At 57.6% G+C, this 21,658-nt stretch carries 21 protein-coding genes; 13 read left to right on the top strand and 8 right to left on the bottom strand.

Going from position 1 to position 21,658, the window contains the following annotated elements:
* The first annotated feature begins 16 nt into the window (after nt 1–16).
* Nucleotides 17–325, top strand: coding sequence for a hypothetical protein (locus ACM6I0_RS24625; RefSeq protein WP_285430616.1), 309 nt, complete (start codon nt 17–19; stop codon nt 323–325).
* A 64-nt stretch (nt 326–389) separates the two neighbouring features.
* On the opposite strand, the gene glp is transcribed toward ACM6I0_RS24625, so the two are convergent.
* Both glp and moaB read right to left on the bottom strand, forming a co-directional pair.
* The gene (glp, locus tag ACM6I0_RS24630) at nt 390–1,577 is read right to left on the bottom strand and encodes a gephyrin-like molybdotransferase Glp (RefSeq protein WP_414923509.1); all 1,188 of its coding nucleotides are present in this window, start codon (nt 1,575–1,577) and stop codon (nt 390–392) included.
* 22 nt (nt 1,578–1,599) lie between these two features.
* Complete coding sequence (gene moaB, locus ACM6I0_RS24635) at nt 1,600–2,139, bottom strand: molybdenum cofactor biosynthesis protein B (protein WP_414923510.1); 540 nt, start codon at nt 2,137–2,139, stop codon at nt 1,600–1,602.
* A gap of 81 nt (nt 2,140–2,220) precedes the next feature.
* Here moaB and mobA point away from each other — a divergent pair, with 81 nt between their 5' ends.
* Complete coding sequence (mobA, locus tag ACM6I0_RS24640) at nt 2,221–2,823, top strand: molybdenum cofactor guanylyltransferase MobA (protein WP_414923511.1); 603 nt, start codon at nt 2,221–2,223, stop codon at nt 2,821–2,823.
* 76 nt (nt 2,824–2,899) lie between these two features.
* Nucleotides 2,900–3,121 carry a YgdI/YgdR family lipoprotein gene (locus ACM6I0_RS24645; RefSeq protein ID WP_222587844.1) on the top strand — a complete coding sequence of 74 codons (222 nt, stop codon included), beginning with the start codon at nt 2,900–2,902 and terminating at the stop codon, nt 3,119–3,121.
* A gap of 69 nt (nt 3,122–3,190) precedes the next feature.
* Here ACM6I0_RS24645 and ACM6I0_RS24650 read toward each other — a convergent pair whose 3' ends face one another.
* From ACM6I0_RS24650 to ACM6I0_RS24660, 3 genes are all read right to left on the bottom strand, one after another.
* Nucleotides 3,191–4,081: a pseudouridine synthase gene (locus tag ACM6I0_RS24650; protein WP_414923512.1), complete on the bottom strand. Its 891-nt coding sequence runs from the start codon at nt 4,079–4,081 to the stop codon at nt 3,191–3,193.
* Nucleotides 4,082–4,152: 71 nt separating this feature from the next.
* Entirely contained in the window at nt 4,153–4,470 is a 318-nt protein-coding gene (locus ACM6I0_RS24655; RefSeq protein ID WP_208669291.1) for a transcriptional regulator, read from the bottom strand.
* A gap of 167 nt (nt 4,471–4,637) precedes the next feature.
* Nucleotides 4,638–4,874, bottom strand: coding sequence for a glutaredoxin family protein (locus tag ACM6I0_RS24660; RefSeq protein WP_414923513.1), 237 nt, complete (start codon nt 4,872–4,874; stop codon nt 4,638–4,640).
* A 208-nt stretch (nt 4,875–5,082) separates the two neighbouring features.
* On the opposite strand from ACM6I0_RS24660, the gene ACM6I0_RS24665 reads away from it, so the two are divergent.
* Nucleotides 5,083–6,798, top strand: coding sequence for a cation:proton antiporter (locus ACM6I0_RS24665; protein WP_285430602.1), 1,716 nt, complete (start codon nt 5,083–5,085; stop codon nt 6,796–6,798).
* 1 nt (nt 6,799) lies between these two features.
* Here the strand turns inward: ACM6I0_RS24665 and ACM6I0_RS24670 are convergent, their stop codons facing one another.
* Nucleotides 6,800–8,008 carry an ammonium transporter gene (locus tag ACM6I0_RS24670; RefSeq protein WP_414923514.1) on the bottom strand — a complete coding sequence of 403 codons (1,209 nt, stop codon included), beginning with the start codon at nt 8,006–8,008 and terminating at the stop codon, nt 6,800–6,802.
* Nucleotides 8,009–8,313: 305 nt separating this feature from the next.
* Between ACM6I0_RS24670 and ACM6I0_RS24675 the strand changes: the two genes are divergently transcribed.
* From ACM6I0_RS24675 to ACM6I0_RS24715, 9 genes are all read left to right on the top strand, one after another.
* Nucleotides 8,314–8,628, top strand: a complete 315-nt coding sequence (locus tag ACM6I0_RS24675) for a DUF883 family protein (protein ID WP_109633587.1) — start codon at nt 8,314–8,316, stop codon at nt 8,626–8,628.
* A 2-nt stretch (nt 8,629–8,630) separates the two neighbouring features.
* A complete protein-coding gene (locus tag ACM6I0_RS24680) occupies nt 8,631–9,020 on the top strand; it encodes a phage holin family protein (RefSeq protein ID WP_208669295.1) in 390 nt (129 codons plus the stop codon).
* Complete coding sequence (locus ACM6I0_RS24685; protein ID WP_285430596.1) at nt 9,017–9,358, top strand: hypothetical protein; 342 nt, start codon at nt 9,017–9,019, stop codon at nt 9,356–9,358. The genes ACM6I0_RS24680 and ACM6I0_RS24685 overlap by 4 nt, the downstream gene beginning before the upstream one ends.
* Before the next feature lie 126 nt (nt 9,359–9,484).
* A complete protein-coding gene (locus ACM6I0_RS24690) occupies nt 9,485–10,648 on the top strand; it encodes an EAL domain-containing protein (protein ID WP_414923515.1) in 1,164 nt (387 codons plus the stop codon).
* Nucleotides 10,649–10,715: 67 nt separating this feature from the next.
* Nucleotides 10,716–12,047 carry a deoxyguanosinetriphosphate triphosphohydrolase gene (locus ACM6I0_RS24695; RefSeq protein ID WP_285430592.1) on the top strand — a complete coding sequence of 444 codons (1,332 nt, stop codon included), beginning with the start codon at nt 10,716–10,718 and terminating at the stop codon, nt 12,045–12,047.
* A gap of 159 nt (nt 12,048–12,206) precedes the next feature.
* Nucleotides 12,207–12,611 (top strand): response regulator, encoded by a 405-nt coding sequence (locus ACM6I0_RS24700; RefSeq protein WP_414923516.1) that lies wholly within the window; start codon nt 12,207–12,209, stop codon nt 12,609–12,611.
* A 246-nt stretch (nt 12,612–12,857) separates the two neighbouring features.
* Nucleotides 12,858–13,484 carry a response regulator transcription factor gene (locus ACM6I0_RS24705; RefSeq protein ID WP_285430588.1) on the top strand — a complete coding sequence of 209 codons (627 nt, stop codon included), beginning with the start codon at nt 12,858–12,860 and terminating at the stop codon, nt 13,482–13,484.
* Between the two features lie 8 nt (nt 13,485–13,492).
* Complete coding sequence (locus ACM6I0_RS24710) at nt 13,493–17,131, top strand: transporter substrate-binding domain-containing protein (RefSeq protein ID WP_414923517.1); 3,639 nt, start codon at nt 13,493–13,495, stop codon at nt 17,129–17,131.
* A gap of 48 nt (nt 17,132–17,179) precedes the next feature.
* Entirely contained in the window at nt 17,180–20,125 is a 2,946-nt protein-coding gene (locus ACM6I0_RS24715) for an HD domain-containing phosphohydrolase (RefSeq protein ID WP_414923518.1), read from the top strand.
* Here the strand turns inward: ACM6I0_RS24715 and ACM6I0_RS24720 are convergent, their stop codons facing one another.
* Nucleotides 20,126–20,608, bottom strand: a complete 483-nt coding sequence (locus ACM6I0_RS24720) for a GAF domain-containing protein (RefSeq protein WP_285430582.1) — start codon at nt 20,606–20,608, stop codon at nt 20,126–20,128. It lies immediately after the preceding gene.
* Nucleotides 20,605–21,495, bottom strand: coding sequence for an ATP-binding protein (locus ACM6I0_RS24725; protein ID WP_414923519.1), 891 nt, complete (start codon nt 21,493–21,495; stop codon nt 20,605–20,607). The genes ACM6I0_RS24720 and ACM6I0_RS24725 overlap by 4 nt, the downstream gene beginning before the upstream one ends.
* Between the last annotated feature and the right edge of the window lie 163 nt (nt 21,496–21,658).

The following is a 21,658-nucleotide window of genomic DNA, read 5'->3' on the forward strand; positions in this document are numbered from 1 at the left end:
AGGAGCGTTTCAGCCCATGCAAAGCCATGACTTCAGGTTACCGATCGGTGCGGTGCCACCGCTCGCAGAAAGTCGCATCAATCATCATGCTGAATCTGAGAACAGTGCAAAGTCCACTGGAGGCGTTGAAATGGAACCTCGTGTCATTGAACTGGAGACACACCTCAAATCCATCCGCAGAGACATGGACCAAGTGCGTAATGACGTTAAATCCATCAAACACCGGCTGGCCTATTCGGCGGGAGGAACAGCCGTGGTCCTTGGGTTGCTGGGCTGGGTCGCCAACAGCCGCTTTGAACAGGTCGTGACACTTCTGGCACGTTGATCTCAAACATCACGCAAGGCCCGGTAGATGCAACCGGGCTTGCGCGACTACGAAGGGACCGGGATCAGCCAAGCAACTCGCTCAGCGCAATGAAGCTCACAGATTCACCGGCGACCAGCGTGCGATCTTCCAGCACCTCGACCAGACCATCGGCCCAGGCGGCACTGCGAAGTACGCCAGAGCTCTGGTTCTTGTAGATGATTGCCCGGCCATTTTCCAGGCGTGCGCGCAGGTATTCTCGGCGATTGCCAGCCTTGGGCCAGTCGAATCCCGCGGGCACCTGAAACTTTAACGGCTCAACCTCTTGCACCCCTTGACGGCGCAAGAGATAGGGCCTGGTCAACAAGGCAAAGGTGACCAGGGTCGACGCCGGATTACCGGGCAAGCCAATCACCGGCACACCGTGAAAATGTCCGACTGTCAGCGGTTTGCCAGGTTTGATGGCAAGTTTCCACAAGGACAATTCACCTTCTTCGCGTAAGGCAATGCCCAGGAAATCCGCCTCACCCACCGATACGCCGCCGGTAGAAAGGATCAGGTCGACATCCTTCAACTCTTCCAGGCGAGCACGGGTGGTCGATAAATCATCGGGAAGGATGCCGGCATCGATCACTTCACAACCCAGGCGCCATAACCAGCTGCACAGCAGCACGCGATTGCTGTTGTAAATCTGTCCCGGCCCAAGCGCCTGACCCGGTTCGACCAATTCGTCCCCGGTAGACAGGACTGCAACCCGAACCTTGCGCACCACCTCCAGCTCAGCGCGTCCCAACGACGCCGCCAGGCCCAGCTCGATGGGACCCAGGCGCGTACCTGCGGGCAATACAAGCTCGCCAACAGTCGTTTCCTGACCTTGCGGCCGAATATTTTGACCGGAACTCAGGGTCTCGATGAATCGGACTCGCTCATCCGCCTGAACCTCGGCATTCTCTTGCATCTCGACGCAATCGGCCCCCGCGGGCACCGGTGCGCCGGTGAAGATCCGGGCACAGGTTCCTGGCTTCAACGGCTCAGGTGCCTGACCGGCAAAAATCTTCTGGCTGACCGGCAGCGGTTCTCCCGCCCAGTCAGCGATGCGCAAGGCATAGCCGTCCATGGCACTGTTTGGCCAAGGCGGCAGATCGAGCGTCGAGATCAGGTCTTCGGCCAACACGCGCCCTTCGGCCTGCGCCAACGGCAGGCGTACACGCTCAGGTATTTTTGACGACTCCGCCATTTCCAGCAGATGCGCCAGCGCTACCTCGACGGGCATGAGGCTGCCGGTTTTACCTGGCTTACCCGCGGGATTCACAGGGTGCCGCCTGTTTCAGATGAGCCACGAAATTGCAGGGGCGGTGCCGCGAATCCAGCTGCTCGGCAAGAATGCCGTCCCAGCCGGTGCGCACCGCGTTCGTCGAACCTGGCAAACAGCAGACCAGCGTGCCATTGGCCAACCCCGCCAAGGCTCGGGATTGAACGGTCGAAGTGCCGATGTCTGCTACCGAAATCTGCCGGAACAACTCGCCGAAACCATCGACCTGCTTGTCCAGAAGGCAACTCACTGCTTCCGGTGTGCTGTCGCGACCGGTGAACCCGGTACCACCGGTGATCAACACCACTTGCACGACATCGTCGGCAATCCAGTTGGCGACTTGTGCACGAATTTTGTAGAGGTCATCTTTAAGCAGAACCCGAGCGGCCAGGTTATGACCGGCAGCGCCCAAGCGGTCGACAAAGACCTGTCCTGAGGTATCGGTTTCCAGGGTGCGGGTATCGCTGACCGTCAACACCGCGATATTGAGCGGCGCGAAAGGTACATCAGCCTTGGCTTTCATAGGCTCGTCCAGTTGTAGGATAAACAGCCCGGTGTTATATCACAGCGCCTCATTTTTTCGACGCCCCCATGGAGACCTGCCATGACCCCGAATACAGATTTTCCGCCCTGCTCCATTCTGCTCCTGGCGGGGGGACGAGGCCAACGCATGGGTGGTCAGGACAAAGGGCTGCTGCAATGGCATGGCGAGCCGCTGATCGCGCATCTGCATCGCAAAACCCGTGAGCTAAGCGATGACCTGATCATCTCCTGTAACAGGAACCTGGACAAATACGCGCCTTACGCCGACCAGTTGGTCCATGACGACGAAGGTGATTTCCCGGGCCCACTGGCGGGTATTCGCGCCGGCCTCAAGGCTGCTCGTCATGGTTTTTTACTGGTGTTGCCCTGCGACGTACCACGCATTGATGCCGCCCTGCTCCGTGACATGCGCGAAACCGCCCGCCAGCATCCGGATAAACCATTGATGCTGCGGCATGGCGAGCACTGGGAACCCTTGCTTTGCATTATCCCGACGGCACTCTTGGTGGATTTCGAAAAGGCGTGGAATGAGGGTGAACGCAGTCCGGGGCGGATCATGCGCAACCTGGGTGCTACTGCCCTGCAATGCCCCGAAAATGACCCTCGCCTGGCCAACCTCAATACACCGGAGCTATTAAGCTCACACAACACTGTGTCAGACTGACGCAAGAAGGAACTTGCGCACGATGCATACGTCTCAAGCTCAGTAACCAAAAGAATTCATATTCGGAGACACTCTCATGACTCAACGGACCCTCGCCTCTTTCATGCTCGCCTTGGGCCTCGCGACCCTCGCCGGTTGCGCTTCGCCTACAGTGATCACCTTGAATGATGGTCGCGAAATCCAGGCTGTCGACGCGCCAAAATACGATGAGAAGTCAGGTTTCTACGAGTTCGAACAACTCGATGGCAAACGCACTCGCATCAACAAGGATCAGGTCCGTACCGTCAAAGAGTTGTAATCTTTACGGCATTACCGGATACGAAAAAGCCCGCTTGATGCGGGCTTTTTCGTGCCTGAAGGACTGCGATCACCATTGCAGGGTGATGGCGCTTTCGAATTCACGCTCAAGCCCGGTGACCGGGTCCAAAAACCGTAAACCCTGTGCCAGCAATTTCAAGGGATTGGCGTAGTCGTCCTCAATATCCTTGAGCACCTGTGGATAGAACGGATCGTTGCAGATACTGGCGCCCAGCGAGGTCATGTGCACCCGCAACTGATGTTTCTTGCCGGTCACGGGATAAAGCCCATAGCGCCAGAGCTCACCGTTCCTCTCCCTGACCTCGACGGCCGTCTCGGTATTGCTGACGCCCGGACCTTCCTGCATGCGAAAGAACGGCTCGCCATCGATCATCCGGCTTTTATGAACCAGTGGAAACGAAAGCTCAGGTAATGCCCGGGCGATCGCTTCGTAGCGTTTTTCGATTTTTCGTGTAGGAAACAACGACTGGTAAGCCGAACGGCTCTGAGGGTTCGCTGAAAACAGCACCAACCCTGCGGTATGCCGGTCGATGCGGTGCAAGGGCACCAGATGCGGGTTATCCAGTCGACGGATCAGCCGTCGCAACAACGTCTGCTCTACATACTCGCCAGCCGGAGTCACTGGCAGAAAATGCGGTTTGTCCGCCACCACCAGGTGTTCGTCGGCGTACAGGATCGACTCCACCACCGGAATCTCTTTTTCGTCCGGGACCTCACGAAAATAGTGAATGCGCAGGCCTTCCTTGTAACGCAGATCAAGTGCGATCGGCATCCCGTGCGCGTCAAGCACGCGGCCGCGTGCAATTCGGTCCAGCCATTGTTCACGATCGATTGCACTGAAATGTTCGCACAAACAATCGAGGACGGTCTGCCACGGCCCCGGCGGCAAATAAAGCGTGCTGGCCTGATGGTGTGCAGCAGAAAAAGATGAAGTGGACATACGAAAGCTCTGACCCTTAATGCAGGACGGCATTATCCCGCACTGGCCGAATCACACCTAGAAGAGAATCCTCACGCCGGTATCTGCGTACGCGCTGCCGCCTCAGTGAATTCCTTGAGCCAGCGCAGCACATCAACCGCTTCCCAGCGACCGGGGTCATAAAGCGCATACAACAACCCCTGATAACCCACGACATCCAGCTGCCGGTGATAACCGGCGCGCTGGAACAACGCCTCGATTTCGGCGAAACAGGTATTGAAATGCAGCTTGTTGAACGGGGTTTTTCCTTCCGTGACCAGGCCGTCCAGACGCAACTCGAGGACAGCCTCGCGTACAACATCGACCGACATCTTGTTCACGCTGTTTTTCAATTGCTCGACATTGACCACGATAAATCCCTCTCATGCCCCGAACCGACTCTCCCCCCAGAAAACCAGGAGTCGCCGTCAGACAAACGAATAGCTGTATGCGCATACAGTATCCGAAGAGGACCGATTAAGCCAAGGGGATCCATCGCAAAGTTCGACAGACGGGTCAGTGAGGTCGTAAAAACCACTTAACTCAGGAACGCTACCACCTCATCGGCACTGAATGGCCAGCCCAATTCAGCCCCGGTATCGACCCGACGCAACACCGGTATACGCAAGCTGTAAGCTTCAAACCAGCTTTCGTTGTCAGCGATATCCACCAGTTCAACCAGCAGACCATGTTCGACAAACGGCATCAGCTCGGCTTCGGCGACTTCACAGAGATGGCACCCAAGCGTGCCGAACAGCTGACATTCAGGAAGCATGAGCGCTCACCCTAAAAAATTAAGTGACTATTCTAGGCCTGCCCCCAAAAGCCGTCGAGCCATTGAATTTTCTGGCCTTGGCGCACAAATCGCCATGACGCCGGCAAAACCCTGATTCATATCAGTCGGGGTAAATGTCATTTACGCGATGCTCTGGTTTTTTTTACTTCTACGCTTGAATAGCCAGAACCCAGCACCGGAGTTTTTTGTGTTCGCCAACCTGTTGATCATCTTCGCCTCCTCCTTGGTGGTAATTGCACTGTTCCAGCGCCTGCGGTTGCCACCGGTGCTCGGCTATCTGTGCGTGGGACTGATGATCGGGCCGACGGCGTTCAACTGGGTGAATGAAAGCGAAGAGTTGCCCGACCTTGCCGAACTGGGCGTGGTGTTCCTGTTGTTCTCCCTCGGGCTGGAGTTTTCCCTGTCGAAAATGATCGCGCTGCGCCGAGTCGTGTTTGGTCTGGGCAGCCTGCAAGTGCTCGGTACGGGGGCGGTGCTGGGCGCCTTGCTGATATCGCTTGGCATGCCGACCACCCCCGCCCTGTTACTGGGTGCCGGTCTTTCACTGTCCTCAACAGCCATTGTCAGCAAAGAGTTAAGCAGCCTCGGCGAGATTTTCAGCAGCCATGGCCAGAATGCCATCGCCGTGCTGCTGTTCCAGGATGTGGTCGCGGTGTTATTGCTGACCTTGGTACCGGTGTTCGCTGGCAACAGCGATCAGGCCTGGTACTGGGCCTTGCCCCTGACACTGGGCAAGACGATTGTGCTGTTTATCGGCCTGCTGCTGGCCAGCCGCTGGTTGCTGCCTCGCCTGTTTCATGAAGTCGCCGCCGCCCGCTCTCCCGAACTTTTCGTGCTGCTGGCGCTGGTCATCGTTTTGCTCACCGCCTGGCTGACTCACTTGCTCGGTCTCTCCCCGGCCCTGGGTGCATTTCTGGCTGGCATGCTGCTGGGGGAAAGCCATTATCGGCATCAGATCGAGGCCGATATCCGGCCATTCCGCGACATTCTCCTCGGAGTGTTTTTCGTCAGTATCGGCATGTTGATCGACTTGCAGTTGTTTGCCAGTCACGGCCTGGCGATCCTTGGACTGACACTCGGGTTGCTGGTGATCAAGGGCACGGTGGTTGCGTTGCTGGTCAAATGGCGCGGCAGCGATGGCGAAACCGCCTGGCGCAGTGGTCTGGCGTTGGCTCAGGGCGGCGAGTTCTGCTTTGCGCTGATGGCACAAATGCAGGTAAACAAAATGATGCCTGCCGATTTCGGCGGTCTTTTACTGGCCGCGACATTCTGCTCGATGCTGATCACTCCATTACTGCTGCGCGCCGCCCCCCGCCTCGCGACACGCCTGCATCGCAAACCGAACGAAGAAGCAAAACTGGCGCAAATCAGCGCGCTCAATGCCGACTTGCACAACCATGTGGTGATTTGCGGCTATGGTCGCGTCGGTCAGTCGATCGGCCGAGCCCTAAGCAACGCGATGCAACCCTACGTTGCGCTGGACACCGACCCGGTGCGTGTCCAGGAAGCCGCCACCAATGAAACCTGCGTCCATTACGGGGATTCACGTCGCGGTGAACTGCTGCTCGCTGTAGGCCTGGCACGCGCAAAACTGCTGGTGATCGCCGTGGACCAGAGCGACATAGCGCTGCTAATTCTGGAGGAGGCGCGCCGATTGAACTCGACGATTCCGATCCTGGTACGCACTCGGGACGACAGCCAGCTGACCGAGTTGAAAGCCGCCGGCGCCAATGAAGTCGTCCCTGAGTTGCTGGAGTCGAGCCTGATGCTTGCCTCCCACGCATTGATCATGCTGGGGTTGCCCGCCCACCAGGTCCAGGAACGAGCGGACCAGATACGCCATGATCGTTATCGCCTGCTGCACGGTTTTTATCCTGGGGCAGACGACGATGAAGAACAGTGAGTCAGTCCTGGCTTACGGCACCGATCTTGTGCACCGACAAGTCCGCGCCGTAATACTCCTCTTCCTGGCTAAGGCGCAGGCCATGGAGCGCCTTGATCACGCCATACACCGTAAATCCGCCGGCCAACGCCACGATGATCCCCAGAGCGGTGCCGATCAATTGGCTGACCAGGCTCACGCCTCCCAAACCACCCAACGCGCTCTGACCAAAAATGCCACAAGCGATCCCGCCCCAGACACCGCACAATCCATGCAAAGGCCAGACCCCCAGCACATCATCGATACGCCATTTGACTTGAGCTGCGGTGAAGCACCAGACAAACAGCGCCCCTGCGATGATGCCCGTCAGCAGCGCGCCTACCGGGTGCATCAGGTCCGAACCGGCACAGATCGCCACCAACCCGGCCAATGGACCGTTGTGCAAAAACCCTGGGTCATTGCGCCCGACGATCAACGCCGCCATCGTGCCGCCGACCATGGCCATCAACGAATTGACCGCCACCAACCCGCTGACGCCTTGCAGTGTCTGGGCACTCATGACGTTGAAGCCGAACCAGCCGACAATCAGAATCCACGAACCCAGAGCGAGAAAGGGAATACTCGACGGAGCAAACGCCACCAGCCGCCCTTCGCGATAACGCCCTTGCCGTGGCCCGAGCAACAACACGGCCGCGAGCGCCAGCCAGCCGCCCATGGCATGGACGACTACAGAACCTGCGAAATCATGGAAGCTGGCGTCAAAACGCGCCAGCAACCAGGCTTGCAACCCGAAATTGCCATTCCACACCATGCCCTCGAAAAATGGATAGATGAATGCCACGATCAGCGCCGTGGCACACAGCTGCGGGACGAACCTGGCACGCTCGGCAATGCCCCCGGAAATAATCGCGGGAATGGCGGCGGCAAAGGTCAGCAGAAAGAAAAACTTCACCAGTGCGTAGCCATGATCGGCATTAATGACCGCCGCCGGCTGCAGGAAGGTGACCCCATAGGAAATCCAATAGCCTATAAAGAAGTAAGCCAGGGTCGAAATGGCAAAGTCGCTGAGGATCTTCGACAACGCATTGACCTGGTTTTTCTGACGAACCGTGCCGACTTCAAGAAAGGCGAAACCGGCGTGCATGGCCAGCACCATGACCGCGCCGATAAGGATGAACAACGTATTGGAGCTATGGACCAGACTGTCCACAGCGCTTTGCAGATTTTCCATGGAGTTGGCAGACCTGAAGGCTAAAAAAGCACCAAAGCGGTTCGCGCAGAGTCGTCCGTGCACCAAGTTGCGGCTCGCCATGATCAACGCCTGGTCGCGATGAACCGCTTTGGCGCACAAGGTCGTCACCTTCACGCGAGTTTTGTTTGTTGGAGTTAGGGTTTTGCTGAAATCATGCCCGGCAACAGCGCAGCGGCATGGGTTAACGCACCATCACATAGCAAAAGTTGTACCACTCATTTGCACTGAACCTTCACACTGGGCTCATACTCGAACGTTTCAGAAGCCACTTACGGAGATCATCAATGGCCAGCATCAAAGCAAAGACTGCTCAAGAAATCCTGATGAACGATTTTCAGACACTGGTCAGTGACACCGAACGGTTGCTGGAGCACACCGCCACCCTCGCTGGCGATCAGGCCGATGAGTTGCGCAGCCAGATTCACGACAGTCTGCTGCGTGCCCGCGAAACCCTGAAGCTGACTGAAGATTCCTTGCGCGAACGCGGCCAGGCAGCCGTCACCGCCGCCGAAGACTATGTTCAGACCAATCCATGGCAATCGGTCGGGATCGCAGCGGGCGTCGGCTTCCTAATTGGCCTGCTGGCTACCCGGCGCTAATTATGTCTATCGGTGAATCCGGCTCGTCCGCGACGGGCACAAGCTCTTCATCGCGGCGCTTGGGTGCCGCTTTCCTTGGACTGCTGCACAGCCATGTCGAACTGTTCGGCATCGAGTTGCAGGAACAAAAAGCGCGCACCGTAAGCCTGCTGCTGTTCGCAGGCCTGGCGCTGGTCTTTGCCTTGCTGTTGCTGGTGGGGTTGTCGACGCTGGTGTTGATCCTGTTTTGGGACACTTATCGCTTGCCGGCGATCATCGGGCTCTGCGTGTTCTATACGCTCGCGGCGATCTTCTGTGCCATGCGCCTGAAGGCAGCCATTTTCGATGAGTCATCACCCTTCCACGGCACCCTGGAAGAATTGGCCAATGATCGGGAGCGCCTGCTGCCATGAGCCTGCCTGAACTTCCCCATAACAGCTCTCGCACCGAAATGCGCAAGGCGCTGATTCGCCTGCGCATGGAAATGCATCGCCAGGAAATTCGTCACGAATCGGCGCAACTGCTGCTGCCCTTGCAGCGAGTACGCGGGATGACGCAAAACCTGCAGGATGGTTTCGGCATCAAGCATGCCCCGCTATGGGGTATGGCGGCCGTGACATTGCTCGGGTTTCTGACCGGCAAAGGTGCCAAGAGCGGTGGTGTCAGCAGCCTGACTCGACTGGTACGCCTGGGCACCTCGCTGGGGCCATTGATCAAGCTGGTCCTGCAAAACTCTTCGCGCAAAGACTGAACAGTCTTCATCTGGCTGCATTCTTGCAATACCACCGGGATTAACCTCTTTATCGAGAGGTTCAATCCTGTGTGCCTACCCGGTGAGCAGATTTATCCAAAAACAAGACCTTACTAAGGAGGCCTCGTGATCGACGGGCAACCGCTCGCCTGCTTTCAGCCGTTCATTGATACCGCCACTGGCCGTATCGCGGGTGTGGAAGCGCTGGGTCGACTTCGACAACCCGACGGTCAACTCGCCTCGGTAGGCCCTCTGTTCGCAGACTCGCGAACGCCCGCCGTTGCCCTGCGTCGTCTTGATCGCCAGATTCGCGACAGCGCGCTGAGCCGCCTGCATGAAGCGCCGGCGGACTGGTTTCTGAGCCTGAACATCTCCCCCCGATGGATTAACCGATTGCGGCCGAATCAGGCGTTACCGAGCCTCAAGCAACTGGTCAGGCACAATGTCGACCCGCAACGCATCGTCTTCGAAATCACCGAGCTTGGGGGAGACATTCAGCGTCTGGCCGACGTGGTGGCCCGCTATCGACAGGCCGGCGCACGGATTGCCATTGATGACTTCGGTGCCGGCTACTCTCAGCTCGATCGCGTATTGGCCCTGCAACCGGACATTCTCAAGCTCGACATGCGACTGTTCCAGGCCGCTGCATTGGGCGGCCCCAGCAGTGATGTGGTGAAGGCTCTGGCGCAAATGGCCGAGAAAACCGGTTGCTGGATCATCGCCGAAGGCGTGGAAACCGAGGCCCAACTGAATTTTGCCCTCGAATGCGGCTCACGTTACGTGCAGGGTTTTCTGTTTGCCCGGGCCCAAGAGGACTTTTTTTCTTCCAACGCTTTCGTCGAGCATTTCGCACAACTGCGCCAACGCTATGTTCAACAGAAACTGGGGGAACGCAGCCGCCTGAATATCATGCGCCAGCAACTCTGCGAATTGATGGCCATTCTGCAAGTCTGGGCTCAGGCCCGTGCACCGCTGAGCGCCTTGCCACAATTGGACGCGTTTCCCTGGCTGTTGCGCTTCTATCAATGCGACCGTCATGGCACGCAGTTGACGCCCAACCTGGAATGGCGCAACAACGGTTGGGAGGCCGACAACCGCTACCTGGGTCACAACTGGTCATGGCGTCCTTACTTTTATCACTTGCTGGCCGAGGGCTGGGAGGAGCGGCGCCTGACACTCTCAAGCACCTACCGCGATGCCACCAGTAATCAGTACTGCCTTACCGCCGGGCAATTTTTTGACAACGGCGAGCGACTGCTGCTCATCGACATCGACGCCGCCGGGCTCTAGTTCCACTTGCGGGCGCAGGCGGGAACCCCGAAGCTAGAGCATCAGTCACCTGACGGAGAGCCCAGCCTTGGATTGGCAAACATTGCTTACCCGCGAACGCCTCGGAAAGCCGCTGCACAGCCCGGAAGAACTTGGCCGCAGCCCTTTCCACAAAGACCACGACCGCATTATTTTCTCGGGGGCTTTTCGCCGCCTCGGGCGCAAGACCCAGGTTCATCCAGTCTCCAGCAACGACCATATCCACACACGCCTGACCCACTCACTGGAAGTCAGTTGCGTGGGTCGATCCCTGGGCATGCGGGTCGGTGAAACCATACGCAGCGCCTTGCCTGACTGGTGCGAACCGAGCGATCTGGGGATGGTGGTGCAATCGGCCTGTCTTGCCCACGACATCGGCAATCCGCCCTTCGGCCATTCCGGCGAAGACGCGATTCGTCACTGGTTCCAACAGGCCGCTGGCCGGGGCTGGCTGGACGCCATGAGCGAGGTCGAACGCGACGACTTCCTTAATTTCGAAGGCAACGCCCAAGGTTTTCGGGTGCTCACCCAGCTGGAATACCACCAGTTCGACGGCGGCACCCGACTGACATACGCCACCCTGGGCACTTACTTGAAGTACCCATGGACGGCAAAACATGCCGACTCACTGGGCTACAAAAAGCACAAATTCGGCTGCTATCAGAGCGAACTTGGACTGTTGGAGCAAATCGCTCAGAAACTCGGTCTCCCCCAACTGGAGGAACAACGCTGGGCGCGACATCCGCTGGTGTACTTGATGGAAGCTGCCGATGACATCTGTTACGCGCTGATCGATCTGGAGGACGGTCTGGAGATGGATCTGCTGGAGTACGCCGAGGTCGAGTCGCTGCTGCTTGATCTGGTGGGCGACGATCTTCCGCAAACCTATCGCCAATTGGGACCACTGGATTCGCGTCGTCGCAAATTGGCAATCCTGCGGGGCAAAGCCATCGAGCACCTGACGAATGCCGCAGCCCGGGCTTTCGTCGAGCAACAGGACGCGCTGCTGGCCGGCACGCTGACCGGCGACCTGGTGGAACACATGCACGGTCCGGCCAAACGCTGCGTCTTGAATGCCAAAGACATGGCGCGCAAAAAAATCTTCCAGGACAAGCGCAAGACGCTGCATGAAATCGGCGCTTACACCACGCTCGAAATCCTGCTCAACGCGTTCTGTGGTGCTGCACTGGAACAACACAACGGGCGGACGCCGTCCTTTAAAAGCCGCCGCATCCTTGACCTGCTGGGCAACAATGCGCCCGACCCTCACGGTCCTTTACACAACTCGTTCCTGAGAATGATCGATTTCATTGCCGGCATGACCGACAGCTATGCCAGTGAAATGGCACTGGAAATGACCGGTCGCGCCAGCCACGGGTGAAAACCTTTCGATCAGCCGTCCCGACTGGCGACGGCTGATCGACAATCACCCGCACTTCAACGTCAAACGAATTGCCCTACACCCTGTGCAGAGCTGACTGATCGATTGCGCAGGCGAATCGCGAAATAATGGTCGCCCTCTCTGCCCGACAGTTGAAGCATGAAAAATTCTATGTTTAAACACGATTGGCGCATCCTGCTGGTGGAAGACCATCCCTTTCAGCTCAGGGCGACCCAATATCTGCTTGAGAGTTACGGCTTCACCCAACTCACCGCCACTGACAGCGCCGAATCCGCCTTGCAGCAGATGTTCAATGCATCGCAACCCTTCGACATTCTCCTGTGCGATCAATGCCTGCCTGACCTGCCCGGCCTGGAGTTGATCGAACTGGCGAGTCGGCGGGGAATGATCAGGCAAGCGATACTGTTGAGTAGCCTGACGTCCATTGAGCTGGACGAACTTAAAAGAGTAGCCTGTGAACACGGATTACCGTTATTGGGCTACTTGATAAAGCCATTGAAACAATCAGACTTTAGAAACTTGTTGACCTTGGCCTCACTGTAAAACCACACCAACAAATACAGGCAGTAACCGCCAACTATAAAACGACTAACTCAGCACTTCAGTTACGCGAGCAAACCTACAACACTTTCACTAGTCCTCATGCACAACCTAGTTGATACGTAGTCTCATTCTTCTTCCTTTGTAGGATTTGTCCTATATTGCTGCTATCGCCCAGTCAGTTCATGCGTCCCCTCAACTATCTGAGCTAAGGTGCGCGCTTTATTTGAGCTCGTATGGGATCTGATTATGAACTCCGTTTTTATTGTCGACGATCACCCCGTCATCCGTCTTGCGGTCCGAATGTTGCTCGAACACGAAGGTTACAAAGTTGTCGGCGAAACGGACAATGGGGTCGATGCCATGCAGATGGTGCGTGAATGCATGCCCGACCTGGTCATTCTCGACATCAGCATTCCCAAGCTGGATGGGCTGGAAGTTCTCTCCCGATTCAACGCCATGAGTACCCCCCTCAAAACATTAGTGTTAACAGCACAATGCCCGACACTCTTCGGTATTCGCTGCATGCAATCCGGCGCGTCAGGGTATGTTTGCAAACAAGAGGACCTCAGTGAACTGGTGAGTGCAATCAAAGCGGTACTATCGGGTTACAACTATTTCCCCAGCCAGGCCTTGAATCCAGTTCGAAGTGATGACATTCGATATACCGACCTTGAGTTATTCAAATCAGTCAACGACCGGGAACTCATGGTGTTGCAACTTTTTGCCCAAGGCCGCACCAACAAGGAAATTGCCAAGGGCATGTTCCTGAGCAACAAGACGGTCAGCACCTACAAAAAACGCCTCATGCAAAAACTCAAAGCCAAATCGCTCGTTGAACTCATTGATATGGCAAAACGCAACGCATTAGTGTGAGAGACCGGATGCCCAGTCGTTTAAAGGATTATTTACTATTGATGACGGTGGGTTTATGCCTGAGCACTTCAGCGCCCGCTGCACCGACCGCCAGCAAGGCCTACACCTTGCTCAGTCGTTCAATGATCAGGAACATGGAAGTCCAACTGGATAACTCCCAACAGCAATGGGTCAACAACAAGCGTGAATTGATTCTGGGCACGTCTGCCCCCGATTACCCTCCTTTCGACCTGACCGTCAGTGGCTGCGATTATGAAGGCTTTACCGCCGACTACGCGGGCATCTTGGGCCAGACCACCGGGTTACCCGTCAAGGTTCAGCGTTACACGTCCCGGGGAGATGCGATCGAGGCACTGGAAAAAGGCGAGGTCGACCTGCTCGGTAGCGCCAACGGTTTTGAGGCTCGCAATGCCGATATTGTGCTGTCCACACCCTATGCAGTGGATCAACCGGTTCTGGTGACACGTGTAGGAGAGACCCGATCCTTGAGCGATGGCCTTGCCGGGCTGCGGCTGAGCATGGTGTATCACTATCTACCGCTGGAAGAAGTCAAAGCCTTGTATCCCAAGGCGATCATCACCGCCTACCCCTCCTATCAGAATGCAATCAACGCGGTAGCTTTCGGCCAGGCCGATGTGTTTCTCGGCGATACGATTTCAACCCACTACATGATCAACAAGGGTTATCTGAACAACATCCGCATGGCCAACTTCGGTAAACACGAGGCCCATGGATTCAGCTTTGCCGTGCACAAAAACAATCCGCAACTGCTTGAGATCATCAACGCGATACTCAAAGCCATCCCCGCCAATGAACGGGAAAACATCGCCAAACGCTGGAGTGCCGGCAGTGACATCCTCCTCACCGATCAGAAGTTGCAACTCACCCACCGCGAAGAGCGCTGGCTCGCGCTACATCCTGTGGTGCGGGTCGTGGTCAACGAGGCGTACGCACCGCTGACTTTTTTCGACAGCGACGCCAACTTTCGAGGCGTTACGGCAGACTTGCTCGAGCTGATCAGGTTGCGCACCGGTTTGCGCTTCGAGATCCATCGCAGCCGCAACGATGACGAGATGATCGAGCAGGTCAGCAGCCATCGGGCCGACCTCATCGCCGCCCTGCTGCCAAGCACGCAACGGGAAACGGAGCTGAACTTCAGCCGCCCCTATCTGGAAAATTCGGTTGTCCTGCTGACTCGCAAGGCGGCCGGCAGCCCGACCACGCTGATGCAACTGTCAGGCAAACGCCTGGCGATTGCCCAAGGCAATCCCCTGGTGGATTACCTTCGTCGCGACTTCCCCGGTATCCATCTGATAGAAACCCCGGACGCCTTCAGTGCCGTGGAAATGCTTGCCGAGGGCCAGGCTGAAGGTGCCGTGAATTCATTGGTGATCGCCAACTATTTCATCTCCTCCAGAATCTTCGAAAACACCCTCCAGATCAGCACCACCATTGGCACCCAGCAAGCCGCGTTCTCCCTGGCGACCAGGCACGACGCCAACGAGTTGAACTCGATCCTCGACAAGGCGCTGCTGAGCATCACGCCGGAAGAACTGGGCATTATCAACAGCCGCTGGCGAGGATACTCGTCGGTCTCGCAAACCTGGCGCAACTATCATCGAGTGTTCTATCAGATTGTTATCGGCGTCGGTGTGCTGCTACTGATTTCCGTCACCTGGAATGCTTACATGCGTCGCCAGATCCGTCAGCGCCAAGCCGCCGAACTGGCGCTGAACGATCAACTCGAATTCATGCGATCGCTGGTCAATGGCACACCTCATCCGATCTACGTGCGTGATCGCCAAGGCCTGCTGCAAAGCTGCAACGACAGTTACCTGGAAACGTTTGGCGTGAAACGCGAAGACGTGATGGCCAAGAATGTCATGCAGGGCAGCATGAGCAACGCCTCCGAAGCGCAAGCGTATCAAGCGGATTACCAGCGCGTCGTAGCTGAAGGCAGACCGCTGATTCTGGACCGGCCACTGCACATCGGTGACCGCATGCTGACGATTTATCATTGGATTCTTCCCTACCGAGACTCTACCGGCGAGGTTCAAGGCGTTATCGGCGGCTGGATCGATATCAGCGACCGACGCCAACTGTTCGATGATCTGCGCGCTGCAAAAGAGCGTGCAGATGAGGCCAGCCGCGCCAAAAGTACCTTTCTGGCCACCATGAGTCATGAGATCCGCACACCGATGAACGCGATTATCGGCATGCTTGAGCTCACCCTCAAGCGCATCGATCACAACCACTGCGATCGTCCGGCCATCGAGGTCGCCTATCACTCGGCCAAAGAATTGCTGGAGCTGATCGGGGACATTCTTGATATTGCGCGGATCGAATCCGGGCGTTTGAGCCTGAGCCCGGAACGCGTCAACCTCAGTGAAACGGTGATATCGGTGGTGCGGATCTTCGACGGCCTGGCGCGCCAGAAAAATCTGGTCCTGCTGCTGGACTTCGATCCTGTGAACCCGCCAAGCGACGTCCTGCTGGACCCGATGCGCTTCAAGCAGGTGCTGTCCAACCTGGTGAGCAACGCCATCAAGTTTACCGAGCAGGGTCAGGTCAGGATTGTGGTCGAGTTGCATCCCACCGATGACGACAGGGTTCTGCTGCAGTTGCAGGTTCAAGACAGCGGGGTCGGGATCAGCGAACAGGATCAACAGCGTCTGTTCGAGCCTTTCGCCCAAGCCAATGACTCGGGGCAATCGGCCAGGGGCGGTGCGGGACTGGGTCTGGTGATCAGTCGCAATCTGTGCGAGATGATGGGCGGCAGCCTGCAGTTGAGCAGCCAGAGCGGTGTCGGGACGCAGGTCCAGGTCTCGTTGCACCTTGCAACGTTGCCGACCATTGAGACGCCCGAAACCGCTGACCCACAGATCCACACCACCCAAGCTGCTTTGAACGTCCTGGTGGTCGACGATCACCCCGCCAACCGCTTGCTCATGTGCCAGCAATTGGAGTTCCTGGGGCATCGCTTCAGCGCCGCACCGGATGGCGAGGCGGGGCTGCAAGCGTGGAAGGATGGAGCTTTTGACCTGGTGATCGCCGACTGCAACATGCCCCTTATGAATGGATACGAACTGGCTCGCGCCATTCGCCAACACGAACAACAAACCCAGGCCAGGCCATGCACCGTGTTGGGATTCACCGCCAACGCACAACTGGAGGAAATTCAACGCTGCAAACACGCCGGGATGGACGACTGCCTGTTCAAACCCCTCAGCCTGACCGCCTTGAGTCAATGGGTCGAAGGTCGGGCACCGACGGTCCGCGATCCGGCCTTCAGCCTGGAAGGTCTGCACCTGTTGACGGGGGGCAATCCGATCCTGGACCAGCGATTGTTGTCCGAGCTACTGAACAGCAACCGCCTGGACCGGCAAGAATTGCAAGCCTTGGCCCCTTCACAAGGCCGACAGTCATTCATCGACGTTGCCCATAAAATCAAGGGTGCCGCGCGCATCGTCCAGGCCTGCCGATTGATCGACAGCTGCGAGGCGCTCGAAACCGCCTGCCACACTGCGTTCCACCCCGAGGAAGTGGCGCACTGCGTCAAAGCCATGGAGCGTGCCATGCACGAACTGGAGCATGCGTTGCGGCAACAAATAGCGCAAAACGGCAAAGGCAGAATGGTGGAGCCTTAACTATGCTTGGACGCTGAGCAGTGTGTTAAACATCATGGAGAGACCGCAATGCCCAGCCCACTGCGCCCCGAACGTCGGTTTCCCCTGCACGTTCACATCAGTGTGATGTTCACCTTCCTGCTGTTGCTGACCGGTGTGGTGCTGGGCATTTTCAACTACGGGCAAACCACTCAGATCATTCTTTCCAGCAGCGAAAAGCTCTTTGACCGCATCGAGCAGGATGTCCGCCTGGACCTGCAAGGCACCTATGAACCCATTCGCCATCTGCTAAGCCTGCTGGTGGACTACCCGGCGACTCAGGCACCGGCTCTGGAACAGCGCCTGGCTTTACTCAAGCCGTTCAGCCAATCGCTCAATGACAATCCCAATCTGGCATCGTTGTATCTGGGCTACAGCGACGGCGACTTTTTCATGGTTCGTCCCCTGCGAACCACGGCCCTCAAAACTGCCTTGAATGCGCCGGATACCGCGGCGTATCAAGTCTGGAGCATCGATCACGATGCCAGCAGTGGTCAGCCCCATTCGCAATCGTTGTTTTTTGATCAATCCCTGAACTTGCTCAGCCGTCAGGACAATCCCGACGAAACTTTCGATCCGCGCACTCGGGCCTGGTTTTCCAGCGCGCGCGGCGACGAGGGCCAGATCACCACCGAACCCTACATTTTTTTCTCCACCCACAACATCGGCACCACCCTGGCCCGGCGCAGTGGCGAAGACGCCGTGATCGGTGCCGACCTGACACTGGCCGAATTATCGGCAACCCTGGCCAAGCACGTGGTCACCCCCCATACCGAAATCGTACTGTTCGATGCCCAGGGCAATGCGATTGCCTACCCCGACAGCAGCAAACTGATCATCGACGACCAGACGGCCCGCCTGAACAAGGCAGCCGACCTGAGCCCTGCTCTCAGTGCCCTGCTCGCCCGTCCACCGGCCGGCAATCGCCTGAATGCCGCTGGACGTCAATGGATCGTGGCGCGTAGCAGCATGCAGGAAGGCGGGCCACAGGGACTGCAATTGGCGCTGCTGGTGCCAGAGGACGAACTGCTCGCCGATGCCTACCGCATGCGCTGGCAAGGTGCGCTGATTACCCTGACGACATTGCTGTTGTGCCTTCCAGTGGGATGGCTGACTTCAAGAATCCTGGTCAAGCCTCTGCATGCGCTGGTGCAGGAAGCCGACGCGGTTCGCAGTTTCAATTTCAATTTTCCGGTCGGCCGTCGTTCGCCGGTGCTTGAGGTCGACCAACTGAGCGTGTCGATGGCGCGGATGAAGGACACCCTGGGGAGTTTTTTCCAGATAACCGACAGCCTCAGCGCCGAGACCCGTTTCGAGCCCTTGCTGCAACGGGTGCTATTTGAAACGGTGAAGATCGGGCAAGCCCAGGCGGGTCTCATTTACCTGCGCGAGCGTGATAGCGATCGCATGGAGCCCCTTGGCCTGGTCATCAACGACACGTCACAGGCATTGCCATCGTTCGCTGTTCAAGGTCACGACCTTCACGACCCGCTGAGCCCTCAGTGGATGCAGTCATTGTCGAGTGCCGACAATGTCGTGACCAGCCTGGGTTTCGAACAGGCGGGGGATCTGCAAAAAGTCTTGCTCGCGCTGGAGTACCCCCGGGTTCACCTGATCGGCATCCGTTTGCACAATCGACATAACGAAACCGTTGGCTTGCTGATCCTGCTGTTGGCCGACAGCGGCACGCAACGTGACCTGGACAAGCTACAACCGGATCGGATTGCGTTTCTCCAGGCTGTTTCCGGCGCAGCGGCCGTGAGCATTGAGAGTCAGCGTCTGCAAGCCAAACAGAAACAGCTGCTGGATTCGTTCATTCAGTTGCTGGCGGGCGCGATCGATGCCAAGAGCCCCTACACCGGCGGTCATTGCCAACGAGTGCCGGCACTGACGCTGATGCTTGCCCAAGCTGCCGCTGCCAGTCAGGAGCCGGCTTTCAGCGGCTATCAACCCACTGAAGATGAATGGGAAGCGCTGCACATTGCAGCCTGGCTACACGACTGCGGCAAGGTCACCACGCCAGAGTACGTGGTCGACAAGGCCACCAAACTGGAAACCCTGAACGACCGCATTCACGAAGTTCGTACCCGCTTCGAAGTCCTCAAGCGCGATGCCTGGATCGCCTATTGGCAGGCCGTCGCCTTAGGCGGTGACGAGCAGCCTCTGGCTGAACTTCGCAATACCACCCTGGCTGGGCTCGATGATGATTTCGCCTTTGTCGCCCGCTGTAATCTGGGCGGCGAGGCCATGGCCGAAGCAGATCTGCAACGCCTGCGCAGCATTGCCCAACGGACCTGGACCCGAACCCTGGATGACCGCCTGGGCGTGTCCTGGGAAGAAAATCGTCGCCAGGCACGAACCCCGGCGCCGACCTTGCCTGTCAGTGAGCCCTTGTTGGCGGACAAACCCGAGCACCTGTTCGAACGCGCCGAAAGCGAACTGATTCCGCCGGACAACCCATGGGGTTTCAAACTGGATGTACCGCCTTACAAATACAACCGGGGCGAGCTCTATAACCTGAGCATCACCCGAGGCACGCTGACCCGCGAGGAGCGCTATATCATCAACCACCACATGGTGCAGACGATCCTGATGCTCAGCCACCTGCCCTTCCCTGGCCACCTCCAGAATGTCGCGGAAATAGCCGGCGGCCACCACGAGAAAATGGACGGCACCGGTTATCCCAAACAGTTGAAGCGTGAAGAAATGAGCCTGCCGGCGCGGATGATGGCGATTGCCGATATTTTCGAGGCGCTGACCGCAGCCGATCGGCCCTACAAGAAGGCCAAGACCCTGAGCGAAGCGCTGGGCATCATGGCCACCATGTGCCGAGACGCCCATATCGATCCGGAGTTGTTTGGATTATTCGTCAACGCCGGCATCTATAAGCAGTACGCCGAGCGCTTTCTAGACCCGCAACAAATCGATACGGTCGACCCTTCAAGCCTGCTGCTCAAGGCAGGCTTGAAGGGATGATCAACACTCGGTCAGACGCAGAAAAATCGCCGCCAGTTGCTCGATACCGGCCTGATCTTCAACGGTAAAACGCGCCAGCTTCGGGCTGTCCAGGTCCAGCACGCCGATCAAGCGACCGTCCTTGACCAGCGGCACGACGAGTTCGCTATTGGAGGCGCTGTCGCAAGCGATGTGCCCGGCAAATGCGTGCACGTCTTCAACACGCTGGGTCTGCAACGTGGACGCTGCGGTTCCGCACACGCCACGACCGAACGGAATCCGTACACAGGCGATCTGTCCCTGAAACGGCCCCAGCACCAGCTCATCGTTGCGATTGAGGTAGAAACCGGCCCAGTTCAGGTCATCGAGCTGGTTGAACAGAAACGCCGAGAACTGCGCCGCGTTGGCGATAAAATCACGCTCGTCGGCCAGCAACGACTCCAACTGCGCCCACAACATGCCGTAACCATCCAGGCCTTGGCCGCTCTTCTGTAAATCGATCATGCTTTTTGCTCCAACAACTTCAGCCCGACCCAATAACGGGCAAATTGATACGCGCAACGTCCGTTGCGATTGCCTCGGCCGGTGGCCCAGCGCACCGCGAGGATGTCCAGTTGTTCGTCACGCTGCCACGCCAGGCCCGTTTTATCGGCCAACTGCCCGATCCAGTGTTCGACGACGTTGAGGAAATGCTCTTGAGTAAATGGATAGAACGACAGCCACAATCCAAAACGGTCCGACAGCGCGATCTTGTCTTCCACCGCCTCGCTGGGATGCAGTTCGCCGTCGACCCTTTTCCAGTTTTCGTTATCGCTTTCCTTTTCCGGCACCAGGTGGCGACGGTTGGAGGTGGCGTACAGCAAAACGTTATCCGGCGCCTGTTCAAGCGAGCCATCGAGCACGCTCTTGAGCACGCGATAGTCGCCCTCGCCCGACTCGAACGACAGGTCGTCGCAAAACAGCACAAACCGCTGGGGCAACCTGGCAATCTGCTCGACCACTCGCGGCAGATCCGCCAGGTGATCGCGCTCGATCTCGATCAAACGCAAGCCGGCGTGGGCGTGCTCGGCCAGCAAGGCGCGCACCAGCGACGATTTACCGGTGCCGCGCGAGCCCCACAGCAACGCGTGGTTGGCGGGCATGCCGTCGAGGAACTGTTGGGTATTGCGCCCCAGTTGTTCCACTTGGCGGTCGACACCGATCAGGTCGGACAAGCGCGTGTCGAGGCTCACTTGCAGTGGCAACAGAAAACCGCTGCGACCCTCGCGCTGCCAGCGTGCGGCCAGGCAATGCGTCCAGTCGATGGTTTGCCGAGGCGCGGGCAACAGTGGCTCGATACGGGCCAGAACGGCATCGGCGCGTTCAAGAAAAGCATTCAATCGGGAATCCACGTCTTCTCCTCGGGCACGTTCACAGTGATGATGGCATTACAGCGAAGAAACACAGCGTTCGGTGTCCGGCGCTTCCCTTGTTGTGCAAGGGCTCGCGAGAACATCGGTATCGATGCATGATCGACTATGCTTGAGCAGCGAAGGGAAACGGAAGTGGTTCAAC

This window comes from Pseudomonas sp. IT-P294, assembly GCF_949767865.1.
Classification (GTDB): Bacteria; Pseudomonadota; Gammaproteobacteria; order Pseudomonadales; family Pseudomonadaceae; genus Aquipseudomonas.